The organism is Roseovarius dicentrarchi, assembly GCF_003316635.1.
Lineage (GTDB): Bacteria > Pseudomonadota > Alphaproteobacteria > Rhodobacterales > Rhodobacteraceae > Roseovarius > Roseovarius dicentrarchi.
The window spans coordinates 1-20,442 of the sequence record NZ_QNQP01000028.1 but is presented as its reverse complement, the minus strand read 5'-3'; the positions used below and the strand labels follow the sequence as shown (position 1 = coordinate 20,442).

The window sequence follows — 20,442 nt, the reverse complement described above, 5'->3', positions numbered from 1 at the left end:
CGTCAGGCCTGGTCGAACGCGGGCGGTTCACGCATGGCTTCACGCTGCGGAAGGTCGAGATCAACGCCACCCAGAGGCGCGACCCGCTCGCGGATGGCCGCGGCAAGATCGTGGGATGGCTTCGCTTCGCCGACAACATGGCGCAAGATCTCGCGCGCCTCCTCTTCCATCGAACGGCCGTGCTCAGCCGCACGGATGCGAAGGCGGCGCTTCACGTCATCGTCAAGGTTCCGGATGGTAATGCTTGCCATGATCTCCTCCTGATAGGAGTGTAATCATCGCAATCAATGCGATCAAGGCTAATCGCTGGAACGCATGGTTTCCTCAGGGTGGGCAAGCCGACGCTGTCAGCTCGCGATCTTGCTGATCACCGCAACTGTTATACGCATCATCAATGTTGCAATAGTATATTTTCGTATGTATGCTGGGTGAAGATTGTCAAGGGTCCTTGCCATGCGTTTCGAATTCAAAAACCTCGCTCTGGCGGCCTTTTTAGCTCTCGCCTTGTCCGGCCCAACAGTTCCCACGCAAGCCCGCGCCCAAACCTATCCGATCGACTGCGCCATCTTGCTGTGTTTGTCCGGTGGCTGGCCGGCTTCTGTGCCATGCGCACGCGCGCGGGCCGAGTTCATCCGGCGCATCACACCCTGGCCGGTGGAGCCGCCGCTTCAGATTTGGCGCTGCCCCATGGGTGCGTCTTACGATGGGCCTGCCAGGTCGCGCCCCACCGACCGGATCTTCGATGCCCTATATGGTGGTTCAGGAACCCCACCAAACTCTTCAGCCCCGCTCTTCGATCAGGCTGCCGAGGCAGGCGGAATGCTCGGGCTGAAAGGGTCCGACGCTGTCTGGGGGAACCTCGTGCGGGCTGATTACGCTCTCCAGCTCGTAGAAGACCGCGCCGACATCGATATCAGCGGGCCGGAATTCAATTTCGTGCGCTCCATTCGCGTCTTTGACGTTCGTTATGCCCGCCAGCACGAATCCGGGCGAGATGGCGACTGCAACCGCAGCGCCGTCGTTGTCCTCGGCACCTACGGGATCCAGGGCGATTTTTCTTGGAGGGCGTCGTCACCCGCAGCGCTTCCTGCTGCACATGCCGGTCTCGAGCGGTGGGGCGAGCACTGCCCGAGCATTTATCACAGATCCGTCTTCGTGGAGTGGCGTGACTATAGCGGGAATTACGGCTTCGAGCAGGTCAATTACTGACTGTTGAGGCGCAGCGACGTCGCGCAGAGCCTGTATGAAATCAAACCTGCTACGCAGGCACACTCACGCAATCGAGGGCCATAAAGGCCATATTCTACCATGTCAGTCGTTGCGACAGGGCAGCTGCGTGAGAGAAGCGAAGTCAATTTCAGCTTTATCGGCATCGCAGAGATCCGGGAAAATCTTTGAGACGCGCTGCGGGCCATGGATGTCCCACCGGATTGCCAGAGCACCTGTGTTCCAGCGATAAACCCAGCCGACAATGGTTTCTTCATCGGCTGCAATCAAATTGGCGATCGCGATGCCTTCAACCTCATTTTCGTTCACTGTTTACTGACTTCCTGCAATTTGGCGTTGCGGATAGCAGCTCAGATCCAAAACGTTTGCTGCAACCGTATGCCGGGCCTCGTTAAAATCGGTTACTGTTCGGCCTCGCGGTAACGAATTCACACCGGGAGAAGTCAGCTCCCGTGTTCTCGAAAGATGAAATGGCTCAAATCCGGTGGTCGGGCTCCGTGGCGGCTTCAACGATCGCCAGAACCTCGGAGGGGTCAAAGCCGATGGCGCGGGCAAGGACGACCAGCTCGACGACGTCGACCCGGCGCTGGCCGCTTTCAATGCGCGCCACGAGGGATTGATGGCACTTGAGCTTGATCGCCAAGTCCTCCTGACCGAGGCCCGCATTGATGCGGGCGTCGACCAATGCTTGGCAGAGTGCCACCTGCCCTTTGCTTCTGATTGTTTTTGCCACGCGTCACATACCTTTTGTGACGTCGCTAGCGGATGAAATCTGTTATCTAAAAAGTAGATATATGAGGGTGTTATCGGCGTCTGGTTTCCATGGGCTGCAAGTCTGATGCTCCCAAGGCTGCCCATCAATCCCCTACCAATTGCAGAAATCGGCCATAGTCCTCGCTGACTTCCCGCGCTTCTTCGAAAGCGCGGGCGCGTTCGCTATCGAGGCAACGGAAATAGCTCTGGATATCTTGGATGTAATCTTCGAAGTCGCCACGGATGATATCCGCATAGTCCCGCGCCGCCTGCGAATCGCTGGGCAGGAAAGGACGGGCAGGGGCAAAGCAGGATTCCGCCAAAACCGGCCCCGGAACAAAGATCAGAAGGACCATAGCTTGCAATGGGCGCAGGCCTGTCAACCTTGGGTTTCTCAAACCTGTTATCTCCTTGATCGCGGACACTAACCGTGACTAGTGTTTGCGTAACCAAAACTACAGCTACAGCACGATATTACATCTTGCGGTTGATAGTATACTATCGTAACTCTGGGCTTCAAGTGGGAATGCCCAGGGTTGCGCCATTGGAGAAAGCGTGAGCCGGGCCATGAACTGGGACATCGAAGCACCAAATGTGGTTACGGAAGCCAGGTTCCGCGAGCTCGTGGAAAGCGGCCATAGCGCAGAAATTTTGTGCCAGGAGTCGGCACATAAGAAAGGCCCCAGCTATTACGGGGCCTGGATCATGCGCGTTGTCTCTGATGACGGGGTGGAAAAGCTCCTCGTCACCGCCCGCACGCGGACGACCTACAACGATATCAAGATCCGCGAGTTCAAGACGATCTCCGGCGTGGTGTCTTTCTTCATTGGCCTTGGTTTTACGCATGTCGACCTGCCGCTTGAGGCGGGTACAAGCCGTACGCACAAACTCACCCGGCCAGACAAAGCCCCCTCAGACAAGGGCGCTGGCAACTAACCTCGTCTGTCTCTGGCTGGTTGCCGCGCCAGCCTCAGCGCAAATGGTCCTGGTCATGGAGAGCGACGGTTCTCTGACCCCGTCGCGGTCTCAGAGCGGTTTTGCCCGGAACTACAATGACGGCGTTGGTCAGGGATCGGCGTCCGATGGTTTGGCCATTCTTGGTGAGACGGAAGCAGCGCCCAACCCTGACGCGCTGAGGTTTGCGGCACTCGCCCAGCCAGCACTCCTGCCCCGTGCAGACCTTCTCTCGGACATCGAGGCAACAGCCCTGCGTTATGCCGGCCATCCCGGTTTGCGCCGCGCGGGACTGTCCGTCACGGATTGGCTAGCTCTCTACCGGGCCAATATCGAAGTGGAGAGCGCCTACAGGCAGGATGCCATCTCGAGCGCGGGCGCCATTGGTCTGGGCCAATTGATGCCCATCACTGCCCTTGATCTCGGCGTTGACCCGCGTGACCCCCAACAGAACCTGGAGGGCTCTGCCCGCTACCTCGCGATGATGCTGGAGCGCTTCGGCGATCCGCATCTGGCGCTGGCGGCCTACAACGCGGGGCCGGACGCCGTGCGCCAACACGGTGGCATTCCCCCTTACCGAGAAACCCAGAACCACGTGGCCCGCGTCATGGCCGTCGTGGCCCGATTGGAAGGATCAAATTCATGAAACAGATTTCAAACCTCTTTGTCGCCTCGCTGGCGCTATTCCTGCTGATTGCCGAGCCCGCCCTTGCACAGAGCATCGATCTCTCCCCGATCCAAAGCTTGTTGCAGGGCATTGTCGATGCGCTCACCGGACCCCTTGGTGTGGTCATCGCAACGCTCGCGGTCCTTGGCATTTTCTTGAGCTGGTTCTTCAACATCATTGACCTGCGCCAGGCACTCTGGGTCCTCGTAGGCATCGCTGGTGTCGCCGCCGCCCCCACGATCGTTGCCGCGGTCTTTGCCGGTGGCTGAACGCTCGCCTCTCTTTCTCGGCCTCGTGCGCCCGCCGAAGCTTCTGGGCCTGCCCATCATGTATGCGATGGTCTGGCTCTTCGGTTCGGTGCTCTTTTTCGTCTGGGTCCAGCACATCGCGGTGCTGGGTGTCGCTGCCCTGCTCTACCCGGTGCTTTGGAAGGCTGCCGATTGGGACCCGCGTTTCATCGACGTGATGATGACGGCCCTGCAGGAGACACCACCCACGCGCAACAGGTCCATTCATGGCGGGGACAGCTATGCCCCGTGATGAAGCCCCTGATGATGCACTCGATCCCCGCACAATGACGCCGGACTGGTATGCGCGCGAGACCCGCCTCGCACATATGCTGCCCTATGTGAGCCTCGTCGATGATCAGACCGTGCGGACCCGGGTGAACGAACTCTTCCGCTGCATCCGGCTCGAGGGGATCAACAGCTACACCACGGATGATGCCTATCTCGACAAGGTGACGGCGCTTTTTGCCCGCATCATCGCGCAGCTTGGGCCGGAGTTCAGCTATTACGTCCACAAGGTCTCCAAGGCCATCAAACCTGATCTCGACCCCATCCGTGAGGACAGCTTCGCGGGCGAGGTGGACCGGCGCTGGCGCGCGAAACTCGAGACCAGCGGGCTCCGCGACAAAACACTGACGCTCACCGTCATTCACCGCCCGCCTCCGAAAAGCCTCCTGCCGTTCCTGAGCCGCAGCGCGCCGGACCGACTGAAGGAGGAGACCCGCAAACGCCTGCAGCGCCTCGGTGAGGCCGTGAACGTCTTCCTCTCGGGGCTTACCGAGCTCAAGCCGCGCCTGCTGTCAGCTGCATCGGGGGAATTGGTGGGATTTTTGGGCGCGCTCAACACGGGCACCGAGCTGCCGCTCTACCCGGCCAACACCTACGGCTTTCTGTCCTTCAACGTCGCCAATACCCGCGTGACGTTCCACGGTGACCATTTCGAGCTCTCGGAAGGCGTGGTGGGCCATCGCTACGGCAAGAGCTTCACGATCGGGGAATACTCCGAGGCCACCTCCTGCACCATGTTCGACATGCTGAACCTGCCGGTCGACATGATCGTCACGCATTCCTTCACGCCGATCAATTCGAACCTCATGGCGGGCCGCATCAAGCGGCAAAAGCGGCAGATGCAGGCGAGCCAGGACGCCGCCCTCTCACTGATGGAAGCCCTCGACATCGCCGCCGATGATCTCGAGGCCAAGCGCCAGAGCTTCGGCGAACACCACATGGTCGTGACGCTCTTTTGCGACACGCTCGAAGAACTGCAAACCCTCAGCGCCGAGATCGTGAACGCCGCCGCAACCGAAGGCGTGAAGATGATTGGCGAGCGGGTCGCGGCCAAGGCGCATTACCTCAGCCAGCACCCCGGCAACCAGCCAAAGCGCGTCCGCGCCAGCGCCGTCACCAACCGCAACTTCGCGGATTTTGCGGCCTTCCACCGGACACAGCTCGGCAAACCTGCAGCACTTACCCCCTGGGGCCGGGTCGTCACATATTTGCCCACGCCGGAGCAGAGCGCCTACCGGTTTTCCTATCACGAGCAGGGCTCGCCCGACAAAGAACCGACCAGCGGCCATACCCTGATCATGGGGCGGCCCGGGTCCGGCAAATCGGTGCTGTCAGCCTTTCTGATGACCCAGGCCCGTCGCGCAGGGGCGCGGATCTTCGTCTTCGATTACCGTCTTGGCATGGAGATGGCGGTGCGCGCCAATGGCGGGCGCTACGCGTCTCTGAACGCCGGCCAGCCCACGGGTCTCAACCCGCTCTGGACAGAGACCGATGCCCGCGGCACCGCCTGGCTCTCGGACTGGCTTACGACCTTGCTCTACCGCGACGACAAGCCTCTGACGCCGGCACAGACCAACCGCATCCAGGAAGTCGTGCGCCAGAATGCCCAGGCCACCAACCCGGCCCTGCGGAACTGGCGGGATTTCGCATCGCTTTTTGTGTCCACCGATGATGGCGGCGATCTGCACCAGCGCCTGCTCGAGTGGACCGAAGACGGCCGCTATGGCTGGATCTTCGGCCAGAGCCTCGAGGACACGTTCTCGCTCAAGGGCGATGTGGTGGGCTTCGATCTGACCGGCATTCTCGACAGCGAGGCCGACAAGGAGCGGATGGCGGTCCTCTCCTATCTTTTCCGCCGAGTCGAACGCGAGATCGAGGATCGCCGCCCCACCATCATCGTGATCGACGAGGCCTGGAAGGCGCTCGACAACGCGTATTTCGCCGAACGGCTGTCGAACTGGCTGGTGACCGCGCGCAAGCAGAACACCGTCGCCGTGATGATGACGCAATACGCAAGCCAGCTCGAGCGCACCCGGACCGGCAAGACCATCGTCGAAGCCGTTCCGACACAGATCCTGCTGCCAAATATCCGCGCGCAGCCTGCAGACTACGCCATGCTGAACCTCACGGAGAAGGAGCTCGACGTCCTTCTCAACACGGGCAGCAACAGCCGCTTGGCGCTCATCCGTGACGATCAGGGCTCGATCGTCGTCGATGCCGATCTGAGCGCCCTTGGGCCCAATCTCACCATCCTTGGCGGCATGGAAAAGGGCGAGGCGCTCGTCGGCGCCGATTACCGCGACCGCCCAGATTTTTGGAGGCTTTCATGATCCGTATTCTTATCGCTTTGGCTGCGCTCGGCGCGCTGGCTTCCTGCGCCCAGTACCAGGAACCGCAGGCGAACTGCTTCACATTCCTTGCGTCCACAGCACCCGTCGCGCCTGATTGTGACTTCACGCCCCTTGGCACCCCGGAGGGCGACATTGAAATCTAGCCTGCCTCATATCCTCGCGTTTTGCCTGCTGCCTGGTCTCGCCTTGTCTCAAGGTGTGCCGACCAATGACAATGGGCTGACCGCGCGTGACATCGTCGAGACCGGTGATCGCGAGGCTGACTTGGCCGTTCAGGCCGACAAGCTCGCCGTGCGCGAACTCATCGCGGAGATCGAGCGCGAACAGCTGGAAACCCTGCAACGCATCCTCGATGCCCAGACCAGCTTCGGCGGTCAGGGCTTGCCGGCTATGGTCTCGGGGCTGGAAAGCGGCAGCGGCGATCCGGACCGCGCCGTGGAAGCCGTCTATGGCACGGGCGAGATCGATCCCAATCCCGGCGGTGCGCAGATGTTCGGGGATGCGGCAGAAAACATAGAGCAGCTCATCATCCGCGTGGCTCAGGAGACCAGCGGCTTTGCGGGTGTCGGCCGCGCAGGGCTCTCCCCCGTCCAATGGCGCGCGCTGCTTCAAGCCCTGATCTGGCAGGAAAGCCGGTTTACGATTGGGGCACGGTCTCCCGTCGGCGCCTATGGCCTCACCCAGATCATGCCTGGCACTGCCAGCGATCTCGGCATCAACCCGGAATATTACGACAGCCCCTATCTGCAGGTGCATGGCGGCGCGCGCTATCTCGCGACTCAGCTCAACACATTTGATGGCAACATCATCAACGCCCTCGCGGCCTATAACGCCGGACCCGGCCGGGTTTTCGAGTATGGCGGCGTGCCACCCTTCCGCGAGACCCAGCACTACGTGTCGGTCATCCCTGAACGCTATAACCTCTATTTGACCCGTATCGGCGGGATCGATGCGCTTGGCACGATCGACCCCGCGCTTCTGGCCAATGCCAACCTCTCAATCACCGGGCACGGCGCGGCCTTCTATGGCAACAACTCGCCCGCCGCGATCAGGCAAGCCGCCCTGCGTATTGCGGATATCGTCGAACGGATTTCCGAGACTGAAGACGTGCAGGAAAGCATCGCACTCAACACCTATGCCCGCGCCGAACTCGTGCGCCTCGTCGCTGCCCGCATCCGGCTTCAGGCCGCCCGCACCCGCGTGCTCTCCGCCGAAGAGCTGGCCCAGGCCAGCGCTCGCATGGCCGAAAGCGCGTTCATGGATTTTACGATCAGGGAGATTGAATGATGGGACATCTGCTCTTGAGGACAGCTTTGGCCACGACACTTGGGATCGGTCTGCATCTTGGCGCCCTATCCCCTGCCCTCGCGCAAGGCGTGCCCGTCGTCGACACCCAGAACATCGCGCAAAACATCCAGCAGCTCCGGCAGATGATCGAGGACGAGATTCTGCAAAACGAGCAGCTGACGCAGCTCCGCGAACAGCTTGCCACGCTCACGGACCAACTCGCGGAGCTGCAAAGAACCTACGAGGCCCTCACCCGCCTCGCCGAGCTGCCAGAAATCATTCGCACCGAGATGGAAGACGAACTCAATGGCCTGCTCGACCAGGAGTTCGGGGACATCCTCGCCACGATTGAGGCGATCAAGACTGGGGATTTCTCCGGCCTGTCCGGTTCTGGCGCAGGCGAGATCGAAACCCAGATGGACCGGGTGCTGGCCGACCTCGGCTTTGACGAGGACACCCTCTCGGAAATGGCCACGAGCGGCAATCCCGGGGCCAACCGCGTGGCGACACAGGCAACAACTGGCGCACTCGTCTCAGCCGCCGCCCAGAACAGCTATGAAGATGCCGGCCAATCGCTCGAGCGGGTAGACCGCCTTGTCGGACTCATCGACGACATGGACGAACTCAAGGAAAGCATCGATCTCAACACGCGCGTGACCGCGGAGCTCGCCATTGCGCTGGTCGCCATGTGGCAGCTCGAAGCGGTGCAAACCGTGGGCGATGGCACCGGAGGCGTGATCGATGCCGCGACCATCGCCGAAGAGCAGCGCTTCATGGATTTCACCTTGCCGGACCTGCGGGCCGAGTGATCGCGGGGGCATGAATGGTGGCGAGTGAACAAGAAATCATCGAGGAAGAACTGGTCTATGGCGCGCTGCGCCGCGAACGGCTCTGGCAACGCCTTGGCCTGATGGGCCTTGTCTTCGGCATCATCGGCTGTCTGAGCGCAGCAGCAGTCGCGATCCTCGATGTCGACCCGCCCCCCGTCGTTGTCCCCTATGATCCCGCCACTGGTTTTGCCCTGCCCGAGGCGTCCGTTGGGGCCACATCCGTCACCGCCAACCAGGCGATCATCGAGGCGGAGGTCTTCCGCTATGTGACCGACCGCGAGGTCTACAATCAGCTCGATAACGATCTGCGCATCCGCAGCGTCCTGCGCCGCTCGGACGGGGCCGCCGAGAGCGGGCTGCGCCAGATATGGAACAGCGCAAATGAAAACTATCCGCCGACCGTCTATGGCCCCAATGCCCGGCTCGACGTGGAAATCCTCAGCATCAACCGGATCGGCACCAACCGCGCCACGGTGCGCCTGCGCAAGCGTCTGACCTCCATCAACGGCACCCAAACCGGGCTCTTCACCGCGACCCTTCTCTTCGAGTTCCGTCCCGAAACCCGTCGCTCCATCGACGAGGTCTGGACCAATCCATTTGGGTTTACCGTGCGCGAATATTCCATCCGCTCCGACAGATTGGAGAATTAGTTTGATCAATAAGTTCTTTGTTGCTGCCATATTTGTTTTGCTGCCCGGCCTTGCCTTTGCCGAAGCGATCCCGCGCGGTGGTCCAAATGACAGTCGTGTGCGGCTGGCCACCTACCAGGAAGGCCAGGTCTACCGCCTCAGCGTCTCGCTCACCCATGTCACCACCATCGAGTTTGGAGAGGGTGAAAGCATCCGCTCGATTATCGCGGGCGACACGGAAGGGTTTGAGATCGATGGCGTCCCCGGTGGTCAGGCATTCGCGATCAAGCCCGTCGCGCGCGGTGTCCATACCAATGTGACCGTCTACACGAACCGGCGCAGCTACTATTTCAACGTCGAGGAGGTCCGCAGCCCCACCTTCTATGTGGTGCAGTTCCGCTATCCTGACGACGCTGCGCGCCCGACCCGGGCCATCGCGGCCCAAGCGCCGAACTACAACTACGGTGCCAGCGCGCGGACCGAGTTCACACCAACCCGCATCTGGGATGACGGGACGTTCACGTATTTCGCCTTTCCAAGAAACGCGCCTGTGCCCGCGATCTTCCGCTACGCGGGCGGCCGCGAGCGCACGGTCAACACGCAAACCCCTGAAGACGGCGTGATCCGCGTCAGCGGCGTAAATCGCCAATGGGTCCTGCGACTTGGCGAAGAGGTGGTCTGCATCGAGGCGATCCCGCCCGCGGAGGCCGCCTCATGAGCGATACCGGGAACACCGAGCTGGAAAAACGCCTCGCCGCCCTTGAGAAAGGCAGTGCCCGCGCCCCCACGGCGGCGCAGCGCCGGTCGCCCCTTCTCGCGCTGATCGTGGTCCTCGTCATCGGCGCAGGTGGTGCCCTGCTCTATGTCCTCTCACAGCCCGACGAAGAGGAAGCCTTGCCGACGGCCACTCCGGACGTCTTCCAAAGCGAAGGGGATGGCTTTGGCGCTATCGAGACCTTGCCCCCGCCCGAGCCCGAGGTTGTATTCGTCGGACCAGACCCCGTCGAGCCCAACGCGGAGCTTCTGGCGCAGATCACCGCGCTGCAGGCTCAGATCGAGGAATTGCGCAACGCCCCCGAACCGGTCGTCGAGGAAGACACCGCCGCCGCAGAGGCGATCGACGCGCTGACCGCTCAGATTGCGGCGCTGCAAGCCGCCTCGGAAGCCGCACAGCAACGATTCCAGGACGAACTGACGGCGCGGGATCGCAGCCTTGAGCAATTACGCATGGATCTGGAACTGGCCCAACTCGAGGCCAGCCGACCGCAAGCCGCGCCAGCGGGCCCCACGGAAGATGAGCTGCGCGCACGCGAGCAAGAGCGACTGCGCCGCGAGGAAGAAGCCCGGCGCATGGCCGAGCTGGAGCGCCGCGCCGCGGAGGAACGCGCCTTCCAGGAGCGGCGCATCGCCTCGCCCACCATCGCTTTTGGCGGTGCCTCCGGAGCGAATGAAACGGCTCTGACTGAACGCACTTTTGGCGAGGTGACGGATTTCGTGCTGAACGGTGCGCTGCCCTCCACCGTGACGCAGGCCGAGGTGATCGCCAATCCTTCCAACACCATCATCCAGGGCACAATGATCCACGCCGTCATGGAAACCGCCCTCGACAGCTCGCTACCCGGCCAGACCCGTGCCGTGGTGTCCGAGGATGTCTACAGCGTCGATGGCGTGCGCCTCTTGATCCCCCGCGGATCCCGTCTCATCGGGCGCTACCGCGCTGGCGTCGATATCGCGCAGCGCCGCGTCACGATCGCCTGGGACCGGATCATCCTGCCCGCGGGCCAGACCGTCCAGATCAGCTCATTCGGGGGCGATGAACTGGGACGTTCCGGTGTCACGGGTTTCGTGGACACGCGCTTTGCCGAGCGTTTCGGGTCGGCCGCCCTGATTTCGCTGATTTCCGCGGCACCTGGTGCCGCCGCATCCGAGGTCCAGGATGAGACTGCCGCCGACGTTCTCGAAGACGTGGGCGATGATCTGGCAGATGCCACGGACAGCGTCATTGGTGATTACCTCTCCATCGGCCCCGTCATCTATGTCGACCAAGGCGCACGCGTCACGGTCATGGTCGATCGCGATCTGGAGATATTCTGAGCCCATGTCGCTGAGCTATCTCGAAACCTCGCTCGACCGGATCGACGCCGCCGCTCGCGACGATGTCATCGAGATCTGCATCAACCCTGATGGCACCTGCTGGGGCGAATTCCAGGGCGATCACTTCATGCGCGCGCTGGACCAGAGGCTGACCGGCGTTCAGGTCAGGGACCTCGGCAACCAGATCGCCTCATCAGCCAATACCACGATGAGCAAGGACCGCCCCATCGTCTCGGTTTCGATCACCTACAAGGGGCGCCCGATCCGCGCACAGGTCATCACCCCGCCCGCCGTGCTGTCGGCCATGTCGATTAGCCTGCGGTTCTTCTCGAGCCTACCACTCGAGGGCATTGCGCTCGATTTCCTCTACGGAAAAGAGCGCAAGCTCGAAGACCTGCGCGTCGAAAAAAAGCGCGCCTTGCGCGCAGTGGTGGCCGCGGGTTTGATCGATGATGCGCTGGCCTTCTGCGTCGAGAACAAACTCAACATGATCGTCTCGGGTGGCACCTCCACCGGCAAGACCGTCGCCGCGCGCAAGATCCTCTCTTACGTACCGGTCGAGGAACGCATCGTGACCATCGAAGAAGCGGCCGAGCTTTTACCGACCCAGCCAAATGCCGTGACCCTCATCGCCAATCGTGACGCGGAATTCCAGACCGCCGATGTGCTTCTCACCGCGACGCTGCGCATGCGCCCCGACCGGATCATCCTGGGCGAGGTGCGCGGCAGGGAGGCCATGACCTTTCTGGAAGCCATCAACACTGGCCATGGCGGCTCAATGACCACGCTGCATGCCGAAACCCCGCAACTGGCCGTACAACGCCTCGCGATCGCGGCCCTCAAGACCGAGATCCCGATGACCTATGCCGACATGATCCAGTACATCGAGAACTCCATCGACGTAATCATCCAGGCCGGTCGCCATGACGGCAAACGCGGCATCACGGAATTCTACCTCCCCGGCGCAACTGAAATTGGAACTTCCCCATGAAGACCTTTGAATACGATATCCTGTCCTTTCCCATGACCCGAAAAACCAGCCTTGCCGACATGCAGGCCAGCCTGAATGCCAAAGGTGCGGAAGGCTGGGAGGTGGTGTCGATCAGCACTTCGGAATTCGCCAATATCGGGCACACGGTGTTTCTGAAACGCGAAATTACACCCGCTGGAGCCACGGCATGAGGCAGGCGCAGCACCTCACCTTGGCTGCGTTGGCCCTAAGTCTGACGCCCGCCTTCGCCGTTGCCGAGCGCAACCTAGTGCCAACCCTCGATCGCAGCTTTGACGTCTGTCCGGACCGGCCCGCCGAGCCCGTCTGGATGCAGGAAATTCCGCTCCGCCAAGCCTATCAGCGGGTTCTGGTTCAGGACATCTATCGCGCCCAGAATCTCGAGCGGGTCGTCGAGATCGGCAACTGCGACTGCGCGACCCGGTTCCCGTCCTGGGACGCGGCCGAGGCGGTGTTTCATGAGCGCCACGCGAGCGACGAACGATGGGAAATGCTCGAAGCCTCGGATGGCTACAACCGCCGCGCCAACGCCGCCCGAACTGCCGCCAAGGCCATCTGCGACGCCGCAGGCAATTGGTAAGGCAGCCCCGCGATGAGTGTCGTCACCTACTTCGTTGAAACCTCCCAAGCCTATCTCGACACCGCCGCTGAGACCCAGTTTGGTGCGGTTGCGGCAACGGTCGGCACGCTCCTGGTTTTGGGGACAACGCTGGTGGTGATCCTCGTCGGCATCAACATGATCTATCAATATCGGGCCATGGATGGGCACACAGCCTTCTGGCTCGCGGTCAAGATCGGGCTCATCGGGATATTCGCGACCAATTGGATGCAGTTCAACGCGTTCTCGTCTGCCATTCTCTATGGGATCGACAGTATCGCGGGCGCGCTGGTGGCCTCGGTCGGCGGCGGCAGTCCGGGACCCTCTGGAACTTTCGCCGAAGAATTCGACCGCCTGATCGCGGAGCTAGGCGACTATCTGAACGCTGCCGGGTCCGAGCTGAACTGGATGGCTGGCGCCATGCTCGACATCGTCGGTGTGCTTCTGCTCTCGATCCTCGGCGGGCTGGCCGCCTTCATCCTCGTGGCCTCCCGACTGATGATCGCGCTTCTGATCGGGATCGCCCCGGTGATGATTTTCCTTACCCTCTTCGAAGTGACCAAGGACTATTTCGCGCGCTGGCTTTCGGCGCTGATTTCCTTTGCGATGTACCCGATTGTCGTTGCCGGTGTGTTCGCAACGATCACGGGTGTCTCGCGCGCCCTACTTGCCGAGCTGGGCGACCCGGAAGGCGCCTCCAACATCGGCGCGCTCATCCCCTTCTTCATGATGGTGCTCATGGCCAAGGGCTTCATTATCGCCACGCCGTTTATCGTCCGCGCGATCTCCGGCAACATCATGATGCCCGCCCTCTCCGGAGGTCTCGGCGGCGGCTACAGCTTTGCCCGCGCCGCCATGGGAAGCCAGCAGGCCTACAACCGCTACCTAATCGGAGGCGCAAGCGGCGCAGAATACGCAGCCCTCAGGGCGCGGCAGTTCTTTGGCGTGCAGCAGATGCCCGCGAGGCAAGGCATGGGGCAGACGGGTTCCGGAGGCGGCACAGGATCCACTGACGCAGGGTCAAAAATGCTGGCGCAGCTGGCTAGATTGGGACGGCTTGGGCGACGGTGACTGGTCTGATGGCCGCAACGGGGGAGAAACTACTATTTTGCTGCACTTGCGCCAATGTCCGGTTCATAACGCTTTGCGATCCTTGAATTCGAATTACACACGATTTGCACATTCTCACTGGTTATAGGCCTGATTTCGTAGGACTGTCTGACCGTTCCTCCAGAAGAAATCCGAGAGCGCCCTACAAAAAACTGGTTTGATGGGCGAATGCTGGATGGAACGCGACCGGCGTTGAACCTTCTCCATAAGCTAAGCTATTGATATTAATTGGCTAAGACTGGACTCTGCAAGTCTATCAGACTTGACGTCATCAGACAGGCGCGATGTCCACCCTGCCTTTTTGGGCTAGAAACGAGTCGTTGGGGGACGAAGCCTTCTCCACCCTCACCACTACTTCCATCGAAAGCAGATCGGAGTTCGAACCAAGGAACGTGCCTGCTACCGGCGTGACCTGCGCGATGTTCCGGGCCACAGCGAGCGGTATTAAGTTTCCGGACCCGACGCTCCGGTTCGTTGGATCGAAAGCAATCCAACCGGCGCCGGGGATGAATATCTCGACCCAGGCATGTGTAGATCCTGAACCCGCCGACCCAACGAGGCTTGTTTCGGGGTCGGAGAGATAGCCAGAGACGATGCGGGCCCCCAGGCCAAGACGGCGGGCTGCCTCTGCAAGCAGGACCGCGAAATCGCGGCACGAGCCCCATCTCCGGTCGAGGGTCTCGATCGGCGACTGGGTGCCTTCGTCATCGCGGCTCTGGTAGGAAACCTGCGTGAACACGCCATTGCTGATGTCCTTCAGCAACGACAGCGTGTCTGTTGGGCGCCCCATGACAAAGCTCTCGACCCATCGGGCAAAACGGTCGTCCGGGTCGGCGTATTGCGGGGTCGTCAGCGCGCCCAGATCCGTCCATTCGTCGGCTGAATAGAGGAACGGGTACTCGATGGCAGAAGCGGAGATGGCAAAAACGGGCCAGGCCGGCGCGATGACCCGGAGCTATCGGGCACGGCGTTTCGCCAGGCGTTCAATCCCTTGCAGCGCCGACAGATCCGCTCTCCGAACCCTTCGCTCCAGAAAAGGGTTTCGCACCGCAGGCATTGGCGCTCCTGCGGAACGTCGCGCCGGGCCCGAACGGTCGTAATGTATGGCCGTTCGCCTTCGGCCATGGCCTCGTCCGACATCAAGTCTGTCCCGCGACTTGGCGGCCTTGCGATAGCGACAGTGTTTCCGGCGCTGTCGAAATGCCTTCGTTTTCGGCAGTCTGTATTGGTGCATCGTCCGGCGTCTTTTGAGTGGTTGTGATCGATGCCCGCCCACCCTGATCGGGATCAGGCGTATTGCGGTCCGAATAGAGATGTCGCAGATGCGCCTCGGAGACACCGTCGGCCTTCATCACGAGGCGCACCATCGGATCCGCCAGCATTTCTTTGAGGAAGAAGTCGGATAGCGCCTTACCCGTCAGCTTGTCCCTGGCACGTGCGTCGTCGAGGTCGGCAAGGGAAACGGTCAGAGTCCGCGCAAGTCCGGGATACGATGTTTGGGGGTGAAGCTTTACAAGGACGGAGGCCTTCCACGCCTCGGGATCCTCTTGATCCGGGGGCGAAACCAACTCCGTTTCGATCTCGTACTCTCCTGCCGGGAGCGTCTCGGCAAAGCCTGGAACGGTGAACGGTCGGACGAAAACCGCAACGGTCCTGCTCGTCAGATCTTCCATCGGCGTAATCCTCTCCCTTGTTGTTTCCGTTGTCCGCGCGCCCCTTGAGAATGGGGCGCGCAGCTTGAGCAGGCCCCAAGATGTCTCTTATTTCGCTGGCGCTTCCTTGCCGGCAGGCTTGGTCTCGTTCTCTTCGGAAGGGGTCTTTGCAGGCTTCAGCTTTAATGCGGCCGCAGCCCTGGCGGTCAGGTCCTTGAAGGACATGTCATCAATCCTTTGATTGGCCGGTGCCAACTCCTCATCCATGACGGACCGGGATGTTTGACATCGGTACTTTATATATGGGGATTGGCGACGTGATTTACGATGGTGTATCAAAATGGAGGCCAAGATCATTCAGGCCAATTCATCCGTCCAGACCTTGAATTCCGTCAAAGTGTTCTGACCAAATGTCTGGGTCAGCGGCACATCGGCGGCATCGCGCCCGCGCGCAATCAAAATTCTCGCAAACCTCGGCTTATTGTTCCGCGGGTCGAACATATGCCATTCACCAGAGAGAAAGACTTCCATCCACGCGGCGAAGTCCCCCGGCGGATGCGGAAGAGGTTCACCGATGTCGCTCAGATATCCGGTGCAGTAGCGTGCCGGAATGTTCATGCAGCGACACAAAGCGATGGCGAGATGGGCAAAGTCGCGGCAGACGCCCTGTTGCTCGGCCATTGCCTGCGATGCGGTGCGCGTCGCTTTCGCCTCCATATAATCGAAGCGGACATGTGCGTGCACGAATTCGCAGATCGCCTGGACGCGGGGCCAACCGGGTTCCGTGGTCTCGAAAAGTCGCCAGGCTTCCTCCGAGAGAAGATCGGTATCGCAATACCGGCTCCCCTGTAGAAACACGAGTGTCTCGAACGGCAGATCCTGAACCGCGTGCTGCTGCGCGTCGAGAAAGACGGGATCGGGCTGGCCGGTATCGCGGAAGATGCCGTCTGTCGACAGGGTGAAGTCGCCCTCCGGAGCCAGCATGCGCGTACACCAGTTGCCGAAGCCATCCCGGTAGCTTTCGAGCGGCACGCTGGGGGAGGTCACGAGATAGTCCGCGCGCTCCAAGTCGCCGAAGCGCGAATAGTGCACGTTCAGCATCGCGATCATGGGCGTCGGCTGGGGGAAATTGTATCGCAGACGACACCCTATGCTGACCCGCATGCCAGACGCGCGGCCGCGCTTTGCCATGTCACGATCACCGTCCAAGACTGCACGCCCCAACGGAGAGCCGGAAGTCCAAATAGACTGCGGCCATTTTCAGGATTCTAGAAATCGTCAAGTTCTGGAACCTTACCAAGCCTTACGAGGAAGCTCGGTTCGCCAACTTCTCCACTGGCTGGATCTTCCGTCACCATATAGGCGTCCGCACCTGCGCAATCTTCTGATTGAGCCTCTCGTTCGGCTCTGTTTTGTGCTTCTGAAGCTGTGGAATATTCAAGTTGCTTGGCAATTTTCAGGCCAGTCTGCCCGTTGCGCCCAGCTTTCATCTCAACATAAGTCTGGCAGATATAGTGGATTTTTTCTGGGGATCGCTCTGCGTTTGTCATGGATGGTTCCTTGTGATCGGCAGGGAGTGTTGGGAAGTTCTGGGAGCAGCCCTGGCCGATTTCCGCCCGATTGAAGTGACCATTGCCCGGCGGAGCACATCACGCAAACATAGCCGCCGAAGTTCAACTACCGCGTTGAGGCGGCTTTCGTGCGACGCGACTTGGACGCTGCTGAAGCTTTGATTTCTGGTGGCGTGTTCGCTTCTCTTTCAAGGCGGGCGTTGCGCAGTCGGGAATTCTTGGCATCACGTTTTTCCGTTTCTTCGTCGACCATTTGTCTGACAACACGCGTCGTCTTATCCATCGGGGTTTCCGGTTTGGAGTCATACACTTTGAACAGAGTGTTTTTTGTGAGTTTCGTCATTTTTCAGTTTCCTTTGTGGTTTAGGGTCAACCCGACCAAGCAGGTCTTTCACACCAACGCCAAGTGGCCGACCTCGCCTTGGGTGCGCCGTGATAGGCGTGTGGGTGGATCGCCCAGCAGTTTCACTTCGATGTCTGGTGCAGACATGGCATGCATCAACGCATTGTAATTAATGCGGAATTTTAACTCGGAACCCACCGTTGGCAGAGGTCGAGCCGTTCCAATGACAAGATGATCGCTAGTCGCACCGATCAATGTGCTTCCAACAGGCATTGAAAGCCCCAGAATGTCGGTGTCCTGATGCCCCATCGCGAGGATTATGCGTGCAGAGGCACCACTGGGTGTCACAATGCGAAGTCGTTCCCTAGTGGGATCGATGAGGGCGATAGGGAAAGGCGGAGGTTTTGCACCCGTTTCAATAACTTCGGCAACAAGAGTGAAGGCGTCCGTGTGCATTCCGCCGATCTGGTCTCCAGACACGGGCTCAACTCCCAGAAGGATCGCCTCACCCAGACGGAGGTCGTTGACGCGACCCGTCGCGTGTTCGCCAAGCGCCCACGGTAAATTGGCTGAGTTGCCACCAGACACGATCTTGAGGAACGGGCCGCACGCACCCTCAATCTCGTTCGCCAAGGCATTCAGAGCGGCCATTTGAGACGTCGTGGGAGCGCGCTCGTTCAAACACGCAAAGTTTGCGCCAATGCCTTTCAACGCGACCCCAGACATTTGCATGACCTGCTGCGCAACACCTGCCAAGTTCTCGGGTCGTATCCCGTCCCGCTGATCGCCCATCTCGACCATCAATACGATACCGTGAACTGTTCCTTTACGGATCGCGGCTGCAGCCAACGCTGAAATGACCGAAATCTCAGTGTTGTAACTTGTCTCGCAAGACTGAACGACTTGATCGGCCTGGCTCAACATCGGCGTGCGGATCAGAGTGATAGAGTCTGTCATGCCTGCCGCGCGTAGCCTTTGCACATTGCTGATACGTGCATCTGCAAGCCCTGCAGCCCCACCATCGAGCATGGCCTGAGCGATCGCAGGATGCCCACAGACAGCCTTGGTCACGCCTGTTACGCCGATCCCACGCGGGCCTAAGCGCTTAACAAGGGTCCGCGTGTTACGACGTATCTTGCTGAGATCCACCTCGATGCGCGGGCAGCTCATATCGCGGCCACGGGCGACCTTTGCATCAAACCCGGATATGCAGCGACTACCATCGCATGCAGATGTGCAACGGGTCTGGCCAATGCATCGGTAACGGGCAACCCGAGTTTGTGGGATTGGGCCGCGATGCTTTCGGTGATTTCGACCTCTGTCATGCCTTCGTGATTGAGGGTGATACCGATGACCTTTGTATCGGCAAAGGCTTCGATCAAGGCGATCTCACTGGCGGCAGAAGGCATCGGCATATTGGGAAAGTCACAGCGGTGGGCACGTTTGGGCGCGTGCTGAAGGATGACCGCGTCCGGCTGGCTCCCCCGAAGGATAAAGGCTGAAGTGCAAAACGCGGGATGGCTGAGTGCACCCTGACCTTCGATCAGAATGACATCCGGTTGTTCCGCTTCAGAAGCGCCAACAATCGCGCCTTCAAGCTCACCGCAGCAGAACTGGGGCGGCACGGCATCCATTGCGATACCGTATTTCGCGCCCTGCATCAGGCCAGTCTGGCCCGTGCCGACAAGCACTGTGTTGATGCCGCTGGCATTCAGGGCCTGTGCCAATACGGTCGCCGTTGTCCGCTTTCCAATGGCGCAATCGGTTCCCAGAACGGCAATCCGCAGCGCTTTAACACCGGCGACACTGCCATCAAAGAGGCGCATGTCCTTGCTGGGTTTCGGTTTGCGGATATCGCGGATCGTGACATTGCGAACTGACGCCGCGTTGGCTATTTCTGTGTCATCGCACAGATATTCATGCAGCCCGCTCACGATGTTCATGCCAAGCCCGATCGCATTCAGAACAACGCTTCGATCCGCAGGTGAGAGTCGCCCTGTAGAGGGGGCCATCCCATAGATCAAAGTGTCGGGGATATGCACCTCGTGCGCAACCGCAGCCTCGAGGTCTTCAAGGATGGGAATGCCGTTGCTCACTTTGTCCAGCACCTGCCCGCTGTCGCGCCCTTCAAGTCGGCCGTCGATGACCGATAGAATGCGGTAGGCCTGGCTGTGACGGACAAGCCCATTCGCGGTCTTGCCGTCGACCTGCCCGAAGTTTCCCTCGGAATAGACAACTGCGGTAGGCACCCCTTTTGTTACATCTTTGTTGGTGTGAGATCGACGGGACGCGGATACGTCAGGTGGAGCTTGCGGCCCCATCGTTGACAGCCTTGTCATCGAGTTTTCTACATTGTCCGATTCCATGATTATTCCTTTGCCAAGCGGGTTTTCCCCGGTCCGATCACATGAAGCGTTTGGACGGGCGAGCCGCGTTTCAATTTGGATTGCGAGCGCTAGTCGTTCAGGACGCAACGCCCCTGCGATCGCTGGTAATTCCTGTGGCATTCCCACCGGTTTCCCGATCCGTCGAGATGCGCATTGTCGGGGAGGTCAATCTCTGTGCAGCCGTCGTCGGACTCTGCAAAGCCGCGATTGCACTGCCAGCCCGGGCCGTAACTTGCATCGTCGAAATAGGCGTTCTCCGGAACGGCAACAGCCTCACAGGTGCGGATTTCAAAAATACCGGACAGCGATTACGCTAATTCCCGGACAGCCGTTTCAGTAATTCCCGGACAGCTCGGGCACGGCTGATCATCTGCCTGCGATCATGTTTCGGTTCGGATAGTTTCG

27 protein-coding genes are annotated in these 20,442 nt (G+C 60.4%); 16 read left to right on the top strand and 11 right to left on the bottom strand.

Going from position 1 to position 20,442, the window contains the following annotated elements:
- Positions 1 to 2 precede the first annotated feature (2 nt).
- Entirely contained in the window at positions 3 to 251 is a 249-nt protein-coding gene (locus DQ230_RS15115) for a FitA-like ribbon-helix-helix domain-containing protein (RefSeq protein ID WP_064223258.1), read from the bottom strand.
- A 202-nt stretch (positions 252 to 453) separates the two neighbouring features.
- Here DQ230_RS15115 and DQ230_RS17280 point away from each other — a divergent pair, with 202 nt between their 5' ends.
- Positions 454 to 1,209 carry a hypothetical protein gene (locus DQ230_RS17280; protein WP_203228094.1) on the top strand — a complete coding sequence of 252 codons (756 nt, stop codon included), beginning with the start codon at positions 454 to 456 and terminating at the stop codon, positions 1,207 to 1,209.
- A 102-nt stretch (positions 1,210 to 1,311) separates the two neighbouring features.
- On the opposite strand, the gene DQ230_RS15105 is transcribed toward DQ230_RS17280, so the two are convergent.
- From DQ230_RS15105 to DQ230_RS15095, 3 genes are all read right to left on the bottom strand, one after another.
- Positions 1,312 to 1,536, bottom strand: a complete 225-nt coding sequence (locus DQ230_RS15105) for a hypothetical protein (protein WP_064223257.1) — start codon at positions 1,534 to 1,536, stop codon at positions 1,312 to 1,314.
- A gap of 166 nt (positions 1,537 to 1,702) precedes the next feature.
- Positions 1,703 to 1,960 (bottom strand): helix-turn-helix domain-containing protein, encoded by a 258-nt coding sequence (locus DQ230_RS15100; protein ID WP_064223256.1) that lies wholly within the window; start codon positions 1,958 to 1,960, stop codon positions 1,703 to 1,705.
- 124 nt (positions 1,961 to 2,084) lie between these two features.
- Positions 2,085 to 2,336 carry a hypothetical protein gene (locus DQ230_RS15095; protein WP_113913438.1) on the bottom strand — a complete coding sequence of 84 codons (252 nt, stop codon included), beginning with the start codon at positions 2,334 to 2,336 and terminating at the stop codon, positions 2,085 to 2,087.
- A 211-nt stretch (positions 2,337 to 2,547) separates the two neighbouring features.
- Here DQ230_RS15095 and DQ230_RS15090 point away from each other — a divergent pair, with 211 nt between their 5' ends.
- The 15 genes from DQ230_RS15090 to DQ230_RS15025 are packed head-to-tail and all read left to right on the top strand — an operon-like array spanning position 2,548 to position 14,045.
- Positions 2,548 to 2,916 carry a hypothetical protein gene (locus tag DQ230_RS15090; protein ID WP_108693745.1) on the top strand — a complete coding sequence of 123 codons (369 nt, stop codon included), beginning with the start codon at positions 2,548 to 2,550 and terminating at the stop codon, positions 2,914 to 2,916.
- A 43-nt stretch (positions 2,917 to 2,959) separates the two neighbouring features.
- Positions 2,960 to 3,580 carry a lytic transglycosylase domain-containing protein gene (locus DQ230_RS15085; protein WP_113913437.1) on the top strand — a complete coding sequence of 207 codons (621 nt, stop codon included), beginning with the start codon at positions 2,960 to 2,962 and terminating at the stop codon, positions 3,578 to 3,580.
- Complete coding sequence (locus DQ230_RS15080) at positions 3,577 to 3,870, top strand: TrbC/VirB2 family protein (RefSeq protein ID WP_105236508.1); 294 nt, start codon at positions 3,577 to 3,579, stop codon at positions 3,868 to 3,870. Before DQ230_RS15085 ends, DQ230_RS15080 begins: the two co-directional genes overlap by 4 nt.
- Positions 3,863 to 4,141: a VirB3 family type IV secretion system protein gene (locus DQ230_RS15075; protein ID WP_113913436.1), complete on the top strand. Its 279-nt coding sequence runs from the start codon at positions 3,863 to 3,865 to the stop codon at positions 4,139 to 4,141. Before DQ230_RS15080 ends, DQ230_RS15075 begins: the two co-directional genes overlap by 8 nt.
- On the top strand, positions 4,131 to 6,506 hold the full coding sequence (locus DQ230_RS15070; protein ID WP_113913435.1) for a VirB4 family type IV secretion/conjugal transfer ATPase: 2,376 nt from the start codon (positions 4,131 to 4,133) through the stop codon (positions 6,504 to 6,506). Before DQ230_RS15075 ends, DQ230_RS15070 begins: the two co-directional genes overlap by 11 nt.
- Positions 6,503 to 6,670 carry a hypothetical protein gene (locus DQ230_RS17275; RefSeq protein WP_203228093.1) on the top strand — a complete coding sequence of 56 codons (168 nt, stop codon included), beginning with the start codon at positions 6,503 to 6,505 and terminating at the stop codon, positions 6,668 to 6,670. Before DQ230_RS15070 ends, DQ230_RS17275 begins: the two co-directional genes overlap by 4 nt.
- Positions 6,660 to 7,814, top strand: coding sequence for a lytic transglycosylase domain-containing protein (locus DQ230_RS15065; protein ID WP_203228092.1), 1,155 nt, complete (start codon positions 6,660 to 6,662; stop codon positions 7,812 to 7,814). The genes DQ230_RS17275 and DQ230_RS15065 overlap by 11 nt, the downstream gene beginning before the upstream one ends.
- Complete coding sequence (locus DQ230_RS15060; RefSeq protein ID WP_113913444.1) at positions 7,814 to 8,623, top strand: type IV secretion system protein; 810 nt, start codon at positions 7,814 to 7,816, stop codon at positions 8,621 to 8,623. Before DQ230_RS15065 ends, DQ230_RS15060 begins: the two co-directional genes overlap by 1 nt.
- A 14-nt stretch (positions 8,624 to 8,637) precedes the next feature.
- A complete protein-coding gene (locus tag DQ230_RS15055) occupies positions 8,638 to 9,294 on the top strand; it encodes a VirB8 family type IV secretion system protein (protein ID WP_113913433.1) in 657 nt (218 codons plus the stop codon).
- Between the two features lies 1 nt (position 9,295).
- A complete protein-coding gene (locus DQ230_RS15050) occupies positions 9,296 to 9,991 on the top strand; it encodes a TrbG/VirB9 family P-type conjugative transfer protein (protein WP_113913432.1) in 696 nt (231 codons plus the stop codon).
- Positions 9,988 to 11,367: a TraB/TrbI/VirB10 family type IV secretion system protein gene (locus DQ230_RS15045; protein ID WP_113913431.1), complete on the top strand. Its 1,380-nt coding sequence runs from the start codon at positions 9,988 to 9,990 to the stop codon at positions 11,365 to 11,367. Before DQ230_RS15050 ends, DQ230_RS15045 begins: the two co-directional genes overlap by 4 nt.
- 4 nt (positions 11,368 to 11,371) lie before the next feature.
- A complete protein-coding gene (locus DQ230_RS15040) occupies positions 11,372 to 12,358 on the top strand; it encodes an ATPase, T2SS/T4P/T4SS family (RefSeq protein ID WP_113913430.1) in 987 nt (328 codons plus the stop codon).
- On the top strand, positions 12,355 to 12,549 hold the full coding sequence (locus tag DQ230_RS15035; protein WP_113913429.1) for a DUF4177 domain-containing protein: 195 nt from the start codon (positions 12,355 to 12,357) through the stop codon (positions 12,547 to 12,549). The genes DQ230_RS15040 and DQ230_RS15035 overlap by 4 nt, the downstream gene beginning before the upstream one ends.
- Positions 12,546 to 12,956, top strand: a complete 411-nt coding sequence (locus DQ230_RS15030; protein ID WP_113913428.1) for a hypothetical protein — start codon at positions 12,546 to 12,548, stop codon at positions 12,954 to 12,956. The genes DQ230_RS15035 and DQ230_RS15030 overlap by 4 nt, the downstream gene beginning before the upstream one ends.
- A gap of 12 nt (positions 12,957 to 12,968) precedes the next feature.
- A complete protein-coding gene (locus DQ230_RS15025) occupies positions 12,969 to 14,045 on the top strand; it encodes a TrbL/VirB6 family protein (RefSeq protein WP_113913427.1) in 1,077 nt (358 codons plus the stop codon).
- A 310-nt stretch (positions 14,046 to 14,355) separates the two neighbouring features.
- Here the strand turns inward: DQ230_RS15025 and DQ230_RS15020 are convergent, their stop codons facing one another.
- From DQ230_RS15020 to DQ230_RS14995, 7 genes are all read right to left on the bottom strand, one after another.
- Positions 14,356 to 14,874 carry a transglutaminase-like domain-containing protein gene (locus tag DQ230_RS15020; protein ID WP_238987556.1) on the bottom strand — a complete coding sequence of 173 codons (519 nt, stop codon included), beginning with the start codon at positions 14,872 to 14,874 and terminating at the stop codon, positions 14,356 to 14,358.
- 349 nt (positions 14,875 to 15,223) lie between these two features.
- Complete coding sequence (locus DQ230_RS15015; protein ID WP_113913425.1) at positions 15,224 to 15,757, bottom strand: hypothetical protein; 534 nt, start codon at positions 15,755 to 15,757, stop codon at positions 15,224 to 15,226.
- A 336-nt stretch (positions 15,758 to 16,093) separates the two neighbouring features.
- Positions 16,094 to 16,846, bottom strand: coding sequence for a transglutaminase-like domain-containing protein (locus tag DQ230_RS15010; protein WP_203228091.1), 753 nt, complete (start codon positions 16,844 to 16,846; stop codon positions 16,094 to 16,096).
- Positions 16,847 to 17,004: 158 nt separating this feature from the next.
- Positions 17,005 to 17,286 (bottom strand): hypothetical protein, encoded by a 282-nt coding sequence (locus tag DQ230_RS15005; protein WP_113913424.1) that lies wholly within the window; start codon positions 17,284 to 17,286, stop codon positions 17,005 to 17,007.
- Between the two features lie 127 nt (positions 17,287 to 17,413).
- Positions 17,414 to 17,650 carry a hypothetical protein gene (locus DQ230_RS17150; RefSeq protein ID WP_162497466.1) on the bottom strand — a complete coding sequence of 79 codons (237 nt, stop codon included), beginning with the start codon at positions 17,648 to 17,650 and terminating at the stop codon, positions 17,414 to 17,416.
- Positions 17,651 to 17,698: 48 nt separating this feature from the next.
- A complete protein-coding gene (locus DQ230_RS15000; RefSeq protein WP_113913423.1) occupies positions 17,699 to 18,820 on the bottom strand; it encodes an alanine/ornithine racemase family PLP-dependent enzyme in 1,122 nt (373 codons plus the stop codon).
- A complete protein-coding gene (locus DQ230_RS14995) occupies positions 18,817 to 20,016 on the bottom strand; it encodes an N-acetyltransferase DgcN family protein (protein ID WP_238987555.1) in 1,200 nt (399 codons plus the stop codon). Before DQ230_RS14995 ends, DQ230_RS15000 begins: the two co-directional genes overlap by 4 nt.
- Between the last annotated feature and the right edge of the window lie 426 nt (positions 20,017 to 20,442).